14 protein-coding genes and 2 pseudogenes are annotated in these 14,533 nt (G+C 70.6%); 5 read left to right on the top strand and 11 right to left on the bottom strand.

The window, feature by feature from the left end; genetic code table 11:
- The first annotated feature begins 249 nt into the window (after positions 1–249).
- Positions 250–982, top strand: a pseudogene (locus QFZ58_RS32745) (VOC family protein).
- Between the two features lie 528 nt (positions 983–1,510).
- Here QFZ58_RS32745 and QFZ58_RS32740 read toward each other — a convergent pair.
- Positions 1,511–1,981: a hypothetical protein gene (locus QFZ58_RS32740; protein ID WP_307128487.1), complete on the bottom strand. Its 471-nt coding sequence runs from the start codon at positions 1,979–1,981 to the stop codon at positions 1,511–1,513.
- A gap of 630 nt (positions 1,982–2,611) precedes the next feature.
- Here QFZ58_RS32740 and QFZ58_RS32735 point away from each other — a divergent pair.
- The gene (locus QFZ58_RS32735; protein ID WP_307128486.1) at positions 2,612–3,040 is read left to right on the top strand and encodes a VOC family protein; all 429 of its coding nucleotides are present in this window, start codon (positions 2,612–2,614) and stop codon (positions 3,038–3,040) included.
- A 175-nt stretch (positions 3,041–3,215) separates the two neighbouring features.
- Here QFZ58_RS32735 and QFZ58_RS32730 read toward each other — a convergent pair whose 3' ends face one another.
- The 3 genes from QFZ58_RS32730 to QFZ58_RS32720 are packed head-to-tail and all read right to left on the bottom strand — an operon-like array spanning position 3,216 to position 5,837.
- On the bottom strand, positions 3,216–5,114 hold the full coding sequence (locus QFZ58_RS32730; protein WP_307128485.1) for a rhamnogalacturonan lyase: 1,899 nt from the start codon (positions 5,112–5,114) through the stop codon (positions 3,216–3,218).
- Between the two features lie 43 nt (positions 5,115–5,157).
- Positions 5,158–5,538: a YkvA family protein gene (locus tag QFZ58_RS32725; protein WP_307128484.1), complete on the bottom strand. Its 381-nt coding sequence runs from the start codon at positions 5,536–5,538 to the stop codon at positions 5,158–5,160.
- A gap of 41 nt (positions 5,539–5,579) precedes the next feature.
- Positions 5,580–5,837 (bottom strand): WhiB family transcriptional regulator, encoded by a 258-nt coding sequence (locus QFZ58_RS32720; protein WP_307128483.1) that lies wholly within the window; start codon positions 5,835–5,837, stop codon positions 5,580–5,582.
- Positions 5,838–6,631: 794 nt separating this feature from the next.
- Between QFZ58_RS32720 and QFZ58_RS32715 the strand changes: the two genes are divergently transcribed.
- On the top strand, positions 6,632–7,039 hold the full coding sequence (locus tag QFZ58_RS32715) for a hypothetical protein (RefSeq protein ID WP_307129105.1): 408 nt from the start codon (positions 6,632–6,634) through the stop codon (positions 7,037–7,039).
- Between the two features lie 188 nt (positions 7,040–7,227).
- On the opposite strand, the pseudogene QFZ58_RS32710 reads toward QFZ58_RS32715, so the two are convergent.
- Positions 7,228–7,575, bottom strand: a pseudogene (locus QFZ58_RS32710) (aldo/keto reductase); the annotation flags it as partial.
- Between the two features lie 112 nt (positions 7,576–7,687).
- On the bottom strand, positions 7,688–8,110 hold the full coding sequence (locus QFZ58_RS32705; RefSeq protein ID WP_307128482.1) for a VOC family protein: 423 nt from the start codon (positions 8,108–8,110) through the stop codon (positions 7,688–7,690).
- Positions 8,111–8,278: 168 nt separating this feature from the next.
- Between QFZ58_RS32705 and QFZ58_RS32700 the strand changes: the two genes are divergently transcribed.
- Entirely contained in the window at positions 8,279–9,280 is a 1,002-nt protein-coding gene (locus tag QFZ58_RS32700) for a YafY family protein (RefSeq protein ID WP_307128481.1), read from the top strand.
- A 293-nt stretch (positions 9,281–9,573) separates the two neighbouring features.
- On the opposite strand, the gene QFZ58_RS32695 is transcribed toward QFZ58_RS32700, so the two are convergent.
- Positions 9,574–10,413 (bottom strand): helix-turn-helix transcriptional regulator, encoded by an 840-nt coding sequence (locus QFZ58_RS32695; RefSeq protein WP_307128480.1) that lies wholly within the window; start codon positions 10,411–10,413, stop codon positions 9,574–9,576.
- An 88-nt stretch (positions 10,414–10,501) separates the two neighbouring features.
- On the opposite strand from QFZ58_RS32695, the gene QFZ58_RS32690 reads away from it, so the two are divergent.
- On the top strand, positions 10,502–11,224 hold the full coding sequence (locus QFZ58_RS32690; protein ID WP_373428625.1) for an ATP-binding protein: 723 nt from the start codon (positions 10,502–10,504) through the stop codon (positions 11,222–11,224).
- 15 nt (positions 11,225–11,239) lie between these two features.
- Here QFZ58_RS32690 and QFZ58_RS32685 read toward each other — a convergent pair whose 3' ends face one another.
- The 4 genes from QFZ58_RS32685 to QFZ58_RS32670 all read right to left on the bottom strand — a co-directional run bounded on the left by QFZ58_RS32685 (position 11,240) and on the right by QFZ58_RS32670 (position 14,279).
- Complete coding sequence (locus tag QFZ58_RS32685; RefSeq protein WP_307128479.1) at positions 11,240–11,950, bottom strand: ribonuclease H; 711 nt, start codon at positions 11,948–11,950, stop codon at positions 11,240–11,242.
- A gap of 26 nt (positions 11,951–11,976) precedes the next feature.
- On the bottom strand, positions 11,977–12,771 hold the full coding sequence (locus QFZ58_RS32680) for an SDR family NAD(P)-dependent oxidoreductase (RefSeq protein WP_307128478.1): 795 nt from the start codon (positions 12,769–12,771) through the stop codon (positions 11,977–11,979).
- 169 nt (positions 12,772–12,940) lie between these two features.
- Complete coding sequence (locus QFZ58_RS32675; protein WP_307128477.1) at positions 12,941–13,438, bottom strand: peptidylprolyl isomerase; 498 nt, start codon at positions 13,436–13,438, stop codon at positions 12,941–12,943.
- 355 nt (positions 13,439–13,793) lie between these two features.
- Positions 13,794–14,279, bottom strand: coding sequence for a lamin tail domain-containing protein (locus tag QFZ58_RS32670; RefSeq protein ID WP_307128476.1), 486 nt, complete (start codon positions 14,277–14,279; stop codon positions 13,794–13,796).
- Between the last annotated feature and the right edge of the window lie 254 nt (positions 14,280–14,533).

Below are 14,533 nucleotides of genomic sequence, written 5' to 3'. Positions count from 1 at the left end.
TCCGACAGGTCGGACAACGTTGTCAATCCCTCCGGACCGCGCCGAAGGGCTTCGATCGATGCGGGCCCGAGCGTAGATCCCCGCAGCGTGCGAGGGAATGCCGCGGACGGAGGCCGACGGTGAACGAGTGGTGAACGGACGCCCCGGGAGGCGCTGCTGACACCATGGAGACTGCTACCCCGCCATCCGGCAACCCGGCGACCCGGCCATCCGGCAATCCGGCAATCCGGCAATCCGAAGAGGAGACACGTGATCCGCTGGACGTACGCCTTCATCGACCGGCCCGCCGCCGTCGCCGCCCGCGCGACAGCCTTCTGGGCGGAGGTCACGGGCACACACGCCTCCGCCCCGTGGGGCGAGCGCGGCGAGTTCACCACGCTGCTCGCGGACGGGGCCGACGCCTGCCTGGCGACCCAGGCCGTGGGCGGGCCGGGCGGCGCCCACCCGGACCTGGCCGTGGAGGACATGGCGGCCTTCACCGCGCGGGCGGGCGGGCTGGGCGCCGTGCTCGAGACCCGGAAACCGGAACTCACCGTGCTGCGCTCCCCCGGCGGCCAGCCGTTCTGCCTCGTGCCCTGGCGCGGCCGGCAGACCCGGCCGCCGGTCCTCACCGGTCCTGCGGGCGTCACCAGCCGGCTGGACCAACTCTGCGTCGATGTGGCCCCGGCCGCGTTCGAGGCGGAGGTCGCGTTCTGGACGGCTTTGACCGGCTGGGACTCACGACCGGCCGATCACGCGGAGTTCCACGTCCTGCGTCCGCTCCAGGACCTGCCTGTCCACCTGCTCATCCAGCGGCTGGACGAGCCTCGCCCGGCCGTCCGCGCATCCGGATGTGGCGTGTTCCGACCTCGATGCCGGACAGGCCTGGCACGAACGGTGCGGCGCCACGTTCGTCCGCCGCGGCGACGGATGGACGGTGATGCGGGATCCGGCCGGCGGCCTCTACTGCCTGACCGGACGCGACCCGGTCACGGGCGAGTAGCCGGGTGGGTGGTGCCCCGGCGCGACGGCCGGGGCACCGCCGCCGCCCGCCAAGGCGTCGTGATGGCCGGGCGAGGCTCGGTGGCCATCCCGCTGCCGATGGCGAAGCCGGGATGCGGAGGCTGGTTGCAGGCGGTGTTCTGCCATGCCGGCGCCGTCCCACCAGCGGTGATCTTCGCTGGACCTGCCCCGCCTCCGCACCCCTGGAGACGTGGCTCGTCGTGTCCCTCGACCGGCTCCGGCAGCAGATTTTCGGTAATCGGCGCCGCACCGTCACCCGCGAACAAGCCCGCGAAGTTTTCGGTGGTCCCCGCGTCCGACTGTTGGCGTGAGGATGTGTCATGCGGTGCTGCGGTGCTAGGTGAAACACGGCAGGAGTGTGAGCAGGGGCCTGCCGAGCTGTGTGCTGTAGTGGGCGGGTTGCCGTCCAGCAGCCGGCGCAGTTGGCGGGGCCGCGGTGGATCGCACGGGCCGTACCCACGACAAGGCCCCCGACCGTGAGGTCGAGGGCCGCCACATCGTGCGGTGACTACCGGCGGGGCTTGAGGGGCTCGCAGCCGCTCACGGTGACGACGCCGTCTTCCTTGGCGAGCGTGATGATGATCCGCTCGTCCGCGTTGGCGGACTTGATCTTTGGCATGGTCAGGTCGCCGGTCGGCTCCGTGGTGACGGAGCAGAACTCGAAGACACCCTTCTCGGCCCCGGCGGATGTGTAGGTTCCGGCGGGGATGTCCTCGCCGACGAGGTAGTCGCCTGACGGGTATTCGGTGACCCTCTTCGGCTTGGGCTCGGGCTTGGCAGGTGCCGGCTTCTCGGCGGCCGGCTTGGCGGGTGCCGGCTTCGCGGACTCCGTGGCTGCGGGCGCGGTGACTTCAAGGATCGACGCCTCGTCGTCAGCCTGATTCGTGTCGTCACCGACAGCCAGGCCGAGGACGATCAGTAGCGCGAAGACGCCGAAAATGCTGCCGAGGACTATGCCGACGACGGCCCCGGCGCCCATCTTCTTCTTCGGGGGCGGCTGGTAGCCGGGGCCCCCGAACTGCCCGGGTTGCGGCTGGCCGTAGGGCTGCTGCGGGTACTAGTTGCTCATGGTCCCCCCAAGGATGTGCGTGGATCGGGATGATATCGGCGAAGTGGTGCGGGTGCGTCGCAAGGGCACGAACGGGCACAGCAAGGTGACGGAGCCCCGGCCGGGAACGGCCGGGGCTCTCTGTGCACCGACAGCTGTCGTCTGCGCGGGGGCCCCGCCGGTGAGGGGGAACGTCCCGGTGGGGGTGAAGGTGTCGGGTGCGGCCGGTTCGCGGGCGGCGACGGCCCGGGCGCCACCGACGAGTCCGGCTCCGACGGTGAGTCCGAGCAGTCCGGTGAGGAGCGGCGTGATGCGCTCCTTCGGCGCGGCTGGTGGGGTCGCGAAGAGCGGCGGCGCGCCGGCCGGGGATACGCCGGGTCGCGGCGGCACTTCGGTGGTCTTGGTCCCAGGGATGCGTGGGGATCGGGATCGTGGATGGAGACCGGTGCAGGTGCGTCTGATGCATTCGAACTGATGACGTTCAGGGACGCCGCGCACGACAGCGGCCCCGGACTGTGAGGTCGGGGGGTGGGCAGCAGAACCCCTTGGTAGGGTGCGCCGATGTCATCGATCAAGCGCTTCCAAGTCACCTTCGACTGCGCGGAACCCGAGCGGCTGGCCCTCTTCTGGTGCGAGGTGCTGGGCTATGTCGTTCCGCCCCCGCCGAAGGGGTTCGCCACTTGGGACGAGTTCAAGGGTGCGCAGCCTCCTGAGGAGCAGGACGCGTGGTTCGCCTGCGTCGACCCCTCGGGCGTCGGCCCTCGGCTGTACTTCCAGCGCGTCCCCGAAGGGAAAGCCGCCAAGAACCGGGTGCATCTCGACGTGCGGGTCGGCACCGGACTCGTAGGGAAAGAACGCCTCGCCGCGCTGGAGGCCGAGTGCGCACGGCTGGTCCCGCTCGGGGCGGTACACGTTCAGACGCTGTACGACGGCAACGACTCGTGCATCCCGATGCAGGACATCGAGGGCAACGAGTTCTGTATCGACTGAGCATCCTGCGAGCCGGCGAGCCGACCACCGGGAGCGCGGCGGCCGAAACCGGTGCGGACGTGCAGATCCCCGACTTCGAGTAGTTCTCCCCAGGCGCCTCCGGTCATGGAGATGGCGGCTGCAATGGAGTGCTTGCAGCCGCCATCTGCATGTGTGGGGGACTGCGTTCTCGCAGCTACGGCGTCGTGATGACCGGCCGGGGCGCGGTGGCCATCCCGCTGCCGATGGCGAACCCGGGATGCGGAGGCTGGTTGTAGGCGGTGTTCTGCCATGCCAGCGCCGTCCGGTACATGGTGTCGTGGAGCAGCGTGGTGATCTTCGTGCCGGTCTCGTACGGCGTGGAGTAGATCCGCAGCGCGGTGTTGTTCGTGGTCGGCCAGACGACCTCCTCGCGCCAGTCGCCGAAGAGGTCACCGGAGAGCGAGGGGGTGGCCTTGGTGCCGTTGTTGGAGTGGACCGAGGCGCCGGTCAGCTGACGTGTGTCGCCGGAGGTGCCGTATTTGTCGATGTGGGTGCCGTCGAGGAGTTCGCGGGTCGTGTCGCCGTCCCACCAGGCCAGGAAGTTGGAACTGGAGGGCTTGCGGCTGGTGACGACGGAACCCTGCGGGCCTCGCACTCCGGAGACGGCGGAGGACCAGGACTCGGCGCCGGGGCTGCCCGGCCAGATGTCCGCGGACACTCCGCGGCCGTTGTCGCCGCTCGCCGGGGTGGACCACAGGACCGCGCCGGTCCTCGCGTCCGCCATCCACGAGGAGGGTTTCGAACCGTCCTCGTCGACCTTGAACTCCTCGAGGCCCGCCCGGGAGGGATCCAGGTCCCCTACGTGCATGGCGTCGCCGTGCCCGTTCTTCGTCGTCCACAGTCCCGCACCGTCGTCGTTCACGGCCATGGCGCCGTACACGATCTCGTCCTTGCCGTCGGAGTCGACGTCGGCGACGGAGAGCTGGTGGTTCCCCTGGCCGTCGTACCCCTTGCCGGAGTTGCTCGAGCTGCTGGTGTCGAACGTCCACCGCCGGGTGAAGGCACCTCCCCGCCAGTCCCATGCGGCGATGACACTGCGGGTGTAGTAGCCGCGTGCCATGATCAGTGAGGGTCTGGCTCCGTCCAGGTAGGCCGTCCCGGCGAGGAAGCGGTCGACGCGGTTGCCGTACGAGTCGCCCCAGGACGAGACCGTGCCGCGCGCAGGGACGTAGTCGACGGTGCCCATCGCGGTACCCGTACGGCCGTTGAACATCGTCAGGTACTCGGGGCCGGACAGGATGTAGCCGGAGGAGTTGCGGTGGTCGGCGGACGAGCTGCCGATGGCCCTGCCGGTGCCGTCGACGGTGCCGTCGGCGGTCTTCATGGCCACCTCGGCCTGACCGTCGCCGTCGTAGTCGTACACCTGGAACTGCGTGTAGTGCGCACCGGATCGGATGTTGCGGCCGAGGTCGATCCGCCACAGCCGGGTGCCGTCGAGCCGGATGCCGTCGACGACGGTGTTGCCCGTGTAGCCGGACTGGGAGTTGTCCTTGGCGTTCGTGGGCTGCCACTTGAGTACGAAGTCGAGGGCTCCGTCACCGTCCAGGTCACCGACGGAGGCGTCGTTCGCCTCGTAGGTGTAGGCGACGCCGTCGGGCGTCGTGCCACCGGCGGGCGGGCTGATGGGCACGTCCTTGTACCCGGAACGGAACTGGATCGCGTGCACGGAGTCGCTCTGCTCCACACCGTTGACCACCGCGCGCACCGTGTAGTCGGCGGTGGCGGGCGCCCCGGAGTGGAAGTAGTTCGTCGAGGCGGTGACGGGCGAGGCGTTGACCTTGGTGCCGGCCCGGTAGACGTTGAACGACACGCCGTCGGGGTCGGTTCCCAGCCAGCGCCAGCTGACGAGGTTCCCGCTGTCGGTGTGCACGCTGACGACGCCGCGGTCGAGCGCCTCGGCCTGCCGGGCCGTGGCGGCCTGCGAGGCCGGTCCGAGGGTCATGAGCCCGGTGGCGGCGAGCAGTCCGGCCGTCAACGAGCCGATCAGTGCGCGGCGACCGGAGCGGCGACGGCGGTGGGGCCCGGGGCGGGGGTGGGGGTGCAGAGGTTCCACGAGAGGCACCTTCTGGGTGGGGGCGGAGGTGGATTACACCCCGTCAGTTGCTCCCGGGCACCGAAAGGTTGCCGCCGTCTCCCGCCTTTCCCGCCGTTTCCCGCGCCCCGGCCCCGGGGGCTGCTCCCGCGACTTCCCGGCCTCCCGCCCTGCGAACCCCCGCCGCGTGCGCCGCGGAGTGCAGGGAACGCAGGGCGAGCAGCAGGACCCCGATGTCGTCGAGGTAGACGGGATCCGGCAACAGGTCCACGGGGGACACGGTGTAAATCACCGCGGCCCATACCAGCGCCTTGTTGTGCAAGGGGATCCCCGCGTCGGCGAGGAGCCGTCTCGCCCGGATCACCCGCACCAGGAGGACGGCCGCGGTGCCCGCCGCGAGCAGGGCGACGACCGCGCCGATGATCAGCCAGACCGAGATGTCCATGGCTCATCGTCTCCCGGGCGGGGCGCCGGAGCCGGCAGGTGTCATCCGTGGCTCCTGGCCTGTGTCCGGGCGCGGCGCCGCTTGAGGGCACGCCGTTCGTTCTCGTCCAGGCCTCCCCAGACGCCGGAGTCCTGCCCGTTCTCCAAGGCCCAGTCCAGGCACTTCTCCCGCACGGGGCACTGCCCGCAGACCGCCTTGGCCTCCCCGGCCTGCACGAGTGCCGGGCCGGTGCTCCCGATGGGGAAGAAAAGGTCGGGGTCCGCGTCGCGGCAGGCCGCGTGCGTGCGCCAGTTGTCCATGTCTGTCACTCCTTCGTATACCGGTGTTCGGCTGGGTCCGTCCTCATGCGGGTGACCGGCATCGAGCGTCCGAAACCCCAACGGGCCTGCTCGCAACGGCACACAGCCATCTGCCGGCCCGCGGTACGGGTGCGCCCGGGCTTCTCGGCCCTGTTCTCGTACAGCTACCGCCAGGTGGTGTGTAGCGCCGAGTAACCGCCATAGTCCTCGTTTCCCCTGGGCCGGCCGCCTCGTTGAGCTGAACGAGTGACGGTGAAGGGTGGGGTGGATGCGGCAGGACTGGGAGCCATAAGGCCTGATCGAGGTCTGGACGCTGCTTGAAGACGACATGAAAAGGGTGCGGAACAAGTCTGGGGCGACCCTGTTGGGTTTCGCGTTGTTGCTCCAGTTTTCACACCCCGTGCGGAGCGGAAGGTCGACAAGGAGCTCAACGCCGAGCTGAAGAAGATTCGAGGCAAGGAGGGCATGCTCCTGCGGGTCGCGGAGGACGCCTTGTCCGAGCCGTCCGGCACCGTGCGGCGGGTGATCTACCCGGTGGTCGGCGGGGAGAAGACGCTCAAGGCCCTCGCCGCGGAGGCCGCGGCGAACGAGGCCCGCTACAAGGCCCGAGTGCGTACGGTGTTGCGGTCGTCGTACTCGGCGCACTGGCGGCGGATGCTCTCGCCGCTGCTGGGTGCGCTGGAGCTGAAGTGCAACAACACCTCGTACCGGCCGGTGATGGACGCGATCGACCTGCTCCAGCGCTATTTGGACCAGCCGCTGAAGGAGGGGGTGTTCTTCGACCCGCGGAGAACGTGCCGCCGGCGGGGGTGGTGCCCGAGCAGTGGCGGGCGGCGGTGGTGGACGACAAGGGCCGGGTCGAGCGCATGCCGTATGAGCTGTGTGTGCTGGTCGCTCTGCGGGACGCGGTGCGGCGCCGGGAGATCTGGGTGGTGGGGGCGAACCGGTGGCGCAACCCTGAGGACGACCTGCCGGCGGACTTCGAGGACAACCGGGACGTGCACTACGCCGCGCTGGGCCACCCGCAGGACGCCGGGGAGTTCATCACCTCCCTGCAAGGCAAGCTCCGTACCTCGCTGGACCGCTTCGAACGCACCATGACGGAGGGCACGACGGGCGGGGTCGCGATCGTCAAGAAGCACGGCGAGCCGTGGATCCGTGTCTCCCGCGCGGCAAGCAGGAAGAGCCGGCGTCCCTGGTGACGATCAAGGGGGAGATCGAGCGGCGCTGGGGCACCATCGACCTGCTGGACATCCTGAAGTATGCCGAGTTCGACACCGGCTTCATTGAGGAGTTCACCTCGGTGGCCACCAGGGAGATGCTGTCGAAGGACGTGCTGCGGCGCCGGCTGCTGCTGGTCCTGTTCGAGCCGGGCACGAACATGGGGATCGTCGATGTAGTCGGTCCGCAGCCGCTTCAGCGAGCCCTCGACCGCTTGGACGACCCAGCGCCGGGAGCTGCCGCCGCGATTGGGGCCCTCGCCCATCGGTCCGTTGAACTTGGTCGCCAGCACGACCTCGTCGCGGCGTCCCTTGAGGGCCTTTCCGACGATCTCCTCGGTCTCGCTGTAGCCGTAGACGTCGGCGGTGTCGACGAAATTGACGCCCTCTTCCAGTGCCCGGTGGATCATGCGCACACAGTCGTCGTGATCCGGATTGCCCACTTTGCCGAACACCATGGTGCCCAGGCAGTAGGCGCTGACTTCGATGCCGGTCCGCCCCAGCTTCCGCATTCTCACGGTGGCCCGTTTCCCTTCCGCTGCTGTACTTGTTCGGTGCCCGCGCCGTCCGGGCCGCCCGGGCGGCTGGGGCGGCCCGGACGGCGCAGGCGTGTCAGGTCGGTCGCTCAGTTCAGCCGTTGTACGGAGCGGTGACGTCCAGGACCCAGGTGACGCCGAAGCGGTCGGTGAGCATGCCGTACAGCGGCGCCCACTGCGCGGGCTCCAGCGGATTCACGATGGTCGAGCCCTCGGCGAGCTTGCCCCACAGGGCGCTGATCTCCTCGGCGTCGTCTCCGCGCACGGAGACGAAGAACGAGTTGTCGCCCTGGTTCCAGGGCAGCTGCGAGGGCACGTCGTAGGCCATGACGTGGAATCCGTTGCCGCCGACCACCTCGCCCCACATCACCCAGTCCGCCTCGCTCTCGTTCCGCACGGCGCCCGCGTCCTTGTAGGTGACCGCGACAGTACGTCCGCCGAAGACGGACTGGTAGAAGTCCAGCGCCTCACGCGCGGTGCCCCGGAAGTTCAGGTGAGTGGTGGTCGTGACAGACATGACCTGCTCCTTGCCTCGATATGACATCGATATGACACATATGAGCCGTCGGCCGCCGATGCCGAGCGGCGGCCGTGACCAGGGGGCATGCCTCCCGAACGGCTCGTATGCCACGATGGCGGAGGTAGAGGACAGGGTGTGTCCGCTACTCCAGGAACGATGGGTGTCATGCATAAAACGTCCGCCCGGCTGCTCGCGCTGCTCTCGCTCCTTCAAACGACCCGGGACTGGTCCGGCGATGATCTCGCCAGGCGTCTTGGCATCACCTCGCGCACCGTGCGCCGTGACATCGACCGCCTGCGCGAACTCGACTACCCGATCACAACCGTCAAAGGACCGGCCGGCGGCTACCGCCTGGAGGCGGGCACTCACCTGCCGCCCATGCTGTTCGACGACGAGCAGGCCGTCGCCCTGGCCGTCGCGCTGCGGACCGCGGCCGTCGGCACCACCGTCGCCGAAGACGCTTCCCGCGCGCTGGCCACCCTCCGCCAGGTCATGCCGCCCCGCCTGCGCCACCGCATCGACCTGTTGCACATCACCGCCGTCCAACCGCCCGCGGCGGCCGGCGGCACCCCCCAGGTCGACGCTCAGGTCCTGATGGACCTGAGCCGCGCCATCCACGCCCGCGAGGAACTGCGCTTCGACTACGCCCCGGGCCCAAGCACCTCGGCCGATGACACCCGCCGCGTACAACCCCACCACCTGGTCAGCTGGTGTCATCGCTGGTACCTGGTGGCCTGGGACCTCCATCGCGAGGACTGGCGTACCTTCCGCGCCGACCGCATCCGCCCCCGCACACCCACCGGCCCTCGCTTCGCCCCGCGCGACCTCCCCGGCGGCAACGTCTCCACCTTCATCACCAGCCGATTCCGCGGCAACGACGGCACCACCACCGACTGGCCCTGCCGAGGCGAAGTCATCCTCCACCTCCCGGCCGCCGATGTCGCGCCCTTCGCCCAGGACGGAATCGTTGTGGAACTCAGCCCCCACCACTGCCGGCTCATCCTCGGCTCCTGGTCATGGACCGGCCTCGCCGCCGCCATCGGTCGCTTCGACACCGATATCGAGGTCATCGGCCCGCCCCAACTGGCCACCGCATTCGGGGACCTCGCCGCCCGCTACGCCCACGCAGCCCGCACCACAACACCAGAGACCGTCCCGGCGCGGTGAGAACGGAACTCAACACGCCGCTCAAGCCCTCCCAACCTCCGCCGCCGACCCATCCCCACCGGCCGCCGCAAGGGACACAGCCCCAGCCTCTCCAGCATCTACCGGGCGCCGGCCGAGCACGATGAGAGCCAGGCGTACCCGGAGGTCATCGAGACGGCGCACGCCGACTTCGCCGCCCTCCAGCAGCGCGACCGCTCAACCAGGTAGTTACTCAGCGCTCCACGCCACCTGGCGGCAGCTGTACGAGAACAGGGCCTTCTCCCCGGCCTCCGGTACGGGTGCGCTCCGGGCGCCTACGGGACATCCGGCAAGGGGGTGCCCGGGTGGGGGGCGGCCGCACAGGCGCTGTCCAGCCGGATGCGGTGGTTCATCACCGCATCCGGCTCGTCGACGATGTCCACCCGGGCCCCCGGCACCTCCAGGACGGCCCGGTCACCGATCTCCCGAGCCGGAACCCGCAGCAGGTGCAGCGGCGGTACGCCGGTCAGGGGGTGCGGCGGGAAGTCGAGGGGCACGACCTGCACGGTGATCAACGGCCGGTGCGCGGTCTCGGACAGCACCGCCCGCTGCTCTGCCATCACCTCGGGCCCGCCGACCCGCGTGTGCAGGGCGGCGGCCGGGAAGAGGGCCCAGAGCGTCGTGCCGCGCTCGCTCAGCCGCCGCTGCCGCTCCACCAGCAGCTCGACGCGCCGCTCCAGGCGCCCCGGTGCGTCGTCGTGGTGCAGGGTCCGGCGAAGCGCCGCCTCGTAGGCCGGTGTCCTCAGCAGTTCGGGGACCAGTGCGGGGTGCCAGGTCCGCACGAGCGCGGACGAGGACTCGATGCCGATGACCTCCTGCTGCCACGGCTCCATGACGTCCCGCCAGCGGTGCCACCATCCGGGCAGGTTCGCGGCGCCGAGCCCGGCCATGATCGGCTCCGCCTCCGCGGCCGGCACCTGGTAGCGGTCCAGCAGGACGCGGACCTGGCGGGCGTCGAGGCCGGTCTCCGCGCGTTCGATGCGCCGTACGGTGGCCGGGTGCGCGCCCAGGGCCACCGCTGCGGCCTGCAGACTGACGCCCGCGCGTTCCCGCAGCATCCGCAGGCGTGCCGCCAGGACACGGTGCTCGACCGTGGGGCCGGATCGGGGCCTCATGCGCGTACCTTCCTCGTGTGCTCCGATGCAGAGCGGCCCGGACATTCTGTCGCTTGCAAAGTATGCACTTTGCACCGAGAGTACATACATGTCGGAAATAGACACCTGCACTCGACCCAGCCAGGAGGACTCCGGCGGGCGCAGTGCACAGAGCTGGTGGATTCCCCGTCTCCCCAAGGGCGTCCCCGAAGCCCGGCACCGGGTGCAGCAAGCGCTGCGGGACTGGGGAGAGCCCGCGGACCGCGTCGAGGCCGCGGCTCTGGTGATCACCGAACTGGTCACGAACGCGGTGCAGCACACCGCGGGCCGACGGATCCGGTGCCGTGTCATGCGGACCCCGGGCCGGGTGCGCATCTGCGTGTGGAACCGCGGCCGGGGGCGCGTGCCCGTCCCGCCACGCCCGGCCGACGCCGCCGTGGGTCCGCGCGGGCCGCGGGCCCCGCAGCCGCGCCGCCCGGAGCCCTCGCATCTCCCCGGACAGGGCGCCGCCCCCCACGGCGGGCACCGAACCGGCGGCGCCGACGCCACGGGCGCCATGGAGCCGCCCCGCGCCCTCGGCGCGGATGGGCCGGATCCCCTGGGTGGCCCGGACACCGCGGACGGCCCGGACGGCCGGCCAGGCCTCGACGGCCTTGATCACCGCGTAGGCCCGGGCGACGGCGAAGAGATCGGCGACGGCGAAGGTTTCGACGACCTCGGCCTGGCGACACTCGCCGAGGACGGCCGTGGCCTCGTACTCGTGGACGCGCTCGCGGTGCGCTGGGGCACCCGCACGAGCCTCTCCGGCCGGCTCGTCTGGGCCGATATCTGAAGGCCCGGGCCCGGCTCAGACTCCGGCGGGCGCCGTCCGGCACTCCGGATGACCCCAGCCCTGCGGATTCTTCGCGATCATGTCCTTCGCCGCATAGGGCTTGCCGCAGTGGCACCGGCCCGCGAATCTCGCGCGGATCGTCCCGCCGGACCGCGACGTCTTCCCCGTGCCCGCGCCCGTTCCGGGATCGGTGGGCGCCCCGCCGGCAGCCCGGCTCTTGGTCGAGCGGGCTGGAGCCGGGACCGGCAGCTCCGCGGAGCCGTGTCTGGTCCCCGCCGCCCGCTGCGCCACGGCGGCCTCACTCGCGGCCTGGTCGGCGAGCGCGTTGAGCGGATCACCGTTCACCTGGTGCGCCGGTACGTAGCGGAAGCTCACGTCCCGCCCGGCCAGCAGCTCGTCGATGGCGACCACCAGCTCCCGGTTGGCGACCGGCTTCCCCGCCGACGTCTTCCAGCCGTTGCGCTTCCAGCCCGGCAGCCACTTGGTCACCGCGTTCATCGCGTACTGCGAATCCATGCGCACCTCGACCGGCACACCCGGGTCCGTGGTCGCCAGCAGCTCCCGCAGGGCGGTGAGCTCGGCGACGTTGTTGGTGGCGGTCCCCAGCGGGCCGGCCTCCCAGCGCTGCGGGCGCCCCTGGGCATCGGCCATGACCCACGCCCAGGCAGCAGGTCCCGGATTCCCCTTCGATGCCCCGTCACACGCGGCGATGATGCGCTCGTCCATGCCCCCGATCATGCCAGCACCCGGGATCAGGGCACGATCGAGTCGACGTAACCCCCGTCCACCCGCACTGCGGCACCCGTGGTGGCCGAGGCCTGGGGGGAGCTGAGATAGACGACGAGGTTCGCGATCTCCTCCGGCTCGATCAGCCGCTGCAGCAGGGACTGCGGCCGGTGCAGGCGCATGAAAGCGCGCTGGGCCTCGTCCCACGGCAGATCACGGTCCACGAGCTCGTAGACGAAATCCTCGACGCCTCCGGTGTGCGTGGGTCCGGCGATCACCGAGTTCACGGTGACTCCGGTGCCCGCCGCCTCCTTGGCGAAGCCCCGGGAGACGGCCAGCAGCGCCGTCTTCGACATGCCGTAATGGATCATCTCCGCGGGGATCGCGATCGCGGAGTCGCTCGCGATGTTCTGCACCCTGCCCCACCCCCGCTCGGTCATCCCGGGCAGGTAGCGGCGGATCAGCCGGACCGCGCTGAGGACGTTCGTGTCGAAGTAGGTGCGCCACTCGTCGTCGGTGATCTCCAGCGGTGGCCGGGAGCCGAAGATGCCCAGGTTGTTCACGAGGATGTCCGCTGCGGGAACGGCTTCCTGCAGCTCAGCCGCGCCCTCCTCCGTGGCCAGGTCGCAGGCGAGCGTGCGGACGGCCGCGTCCGGCACGGTGGCGCGGAGGCCGTCAGCCGCCGTCTCGAGCCGTTCCCTGCCCCGTCCGGTCAGGACGACGCCCGCTCCCGCCCCGGCCAGCCCGGTGGCGATGGCGAGTCCGATGCCCTGCGAGGAGCCGGTGACGACCGCTGTCCTGCCGGCGAGATCGATGCGCACCCTACGGTCCTTCCGCCACACGTCCGCTTACCGAGCGCCTCCATCCTGGCAGGTCGCACTCCGCTTCCACGGGAGGTGGCGGCTCCGGCACGACGGCGGCGAGGTCCGCGCGGGACGCGTGCGGGGCCCCGGCCGGCCGAAGAGGCCGGCCGGGGCCCCGCCGCGGGCCTCAGAGAACGCCGGACGCGGAGACGGCGATGGCCGCCTTGGTCTTGCCGGTCGAGGAGCCGTACGACTCGATCTTGCGGACGAGCTCCATGCTGGACTCGTCGGCGACCTCGCCGAACACGACGTGCTTGCCGTCCAGCCACGGGGTGACGACGGTGGTGATGAAGAACTGCGAACCGTTGCTGTTCGGGCCCGCGTTGGCCATCGAGAGCAGACCCGGCTTGTTGTGCTTCAGGGTGAAGTTCTCGTCGGCGAACTTCTCGCCGTAGATGCTCTTGCCGCCGGTGCCGTTGCCGCGGGTGAAGTCGCCGCCCTGCAGCATGAAGTCCGGGATGACCCGGTGGAACGGCGATCCGGCGTAGCCGTAGCCGTGCTCGCCGGTGGCCAGGGCGCGGAAGTTCTCCGCGGTCTTGGGGGTCACGTCGTCGAAGAGGTTGAACACGATCCGCCCTGCGGGCTGCTCGTCGATGGTGATGTCGAAATACGCCTTGATGGTCATGAGGCCATCCTGACATCACCGGCCGACCGTGCGTGCACAGCCCCCGCCCGGCGCGGCTCCCACCGCCCTCCCCGCCCCGCCGCACGAGTGCGGCGCACCACGGCGGTGAGGCCACGGTGCGCCGCGTCGCGCAGGCGATTGCCGCAATCCGGTCATGCGGCCGGCCGCTCAGCCACTCGATCGGCCGGTCGCTCAGGCCGCTCGATCGGCCGGTCGTTCAGCTCGCTCGATCGGCCGGTCGTTCAGCTCGCTCGATCGGCCGGTCGTTCGTACGACCGCTCGATCGGCCGCTCGCTGCGCCGGTCACGCCGGGCGGCTCGTTCAGCCGTGCCGTCCGGCGGTCACCGGCCCCGGGTCAGCGCCGGCCGCCGCGGTGCCGGCCCCAGGACTCGGAGTCGACCTTGTGCCCGCGGTCGTCGCGCAGCGTCGCGGTGTCCCTGGCGTCCCATACGTAGTGGCGGCGGTCCTGGTAGACGTCGTGCCGGGTGTCCCGGCCCACGCCGGTGTGGACGCGGACCGACGACCGGCCCGCCAGACGCAGGTCGAAGGTGTAGGTACGGCGGCTCTCGTCGGTGAGCGTCCAGTCGCGGAGGTCGACGGCGTGCCGGCCGGTGTTGGTGACGGTGACCCACTCGGCGTTGAGGCTGCGGTTGGAGCCGTTGTCGCGGCCGGGGCCCTCGTGCTGGATCTCGCCCAGGACGACCGCCGAGCGCTGGGCCGGGCGGTTGTGACCCTGGTGGTGGTCCCCCCAGCCATCGGCTGTTGCCGGCAGTGCGGCTGCGGCGAGCAGGGCACCGGAGGCGAGAACGGTGGCGGTGATCCGTCGTGCGGAACGGGACATGGAAACCCCTCATCAAACGGGCCCGGAACGGTGTACCGGGCGTTGTTCGGCCCCGGCGACGTGCCGGGAACGCAAACTTTGTCCCGCTTTCACCGTGGCTGGAAGATGCCCTGGTTCGTGTGACAAAGTACGGACATTCCTGTCACACACGACTGCACCTGGCACCGATATCCACGGTCGTATACCTGTCAACCGTTGACCGTTGCACCGACCCGTTCGGGCGGCCGTTCCCCTGGTCACGGCGCCCCCCGCAC

The sequence above is a fragment of the Streptomyces sp. B1I3 genome, from assembly GCF_030816615.1.
In the GTDB taxonomy this organism is placed as follows: Bacteria; Actinomycetota; Actinomycetes; order Streptomycetales; family Streptomycetaceae; genus Streptomyces.
The sequence above is the reverse complement of the archived record's forward strand: the minus strand, read 5'-3'. Positions and strand labels throughout refer to the sequence as shown.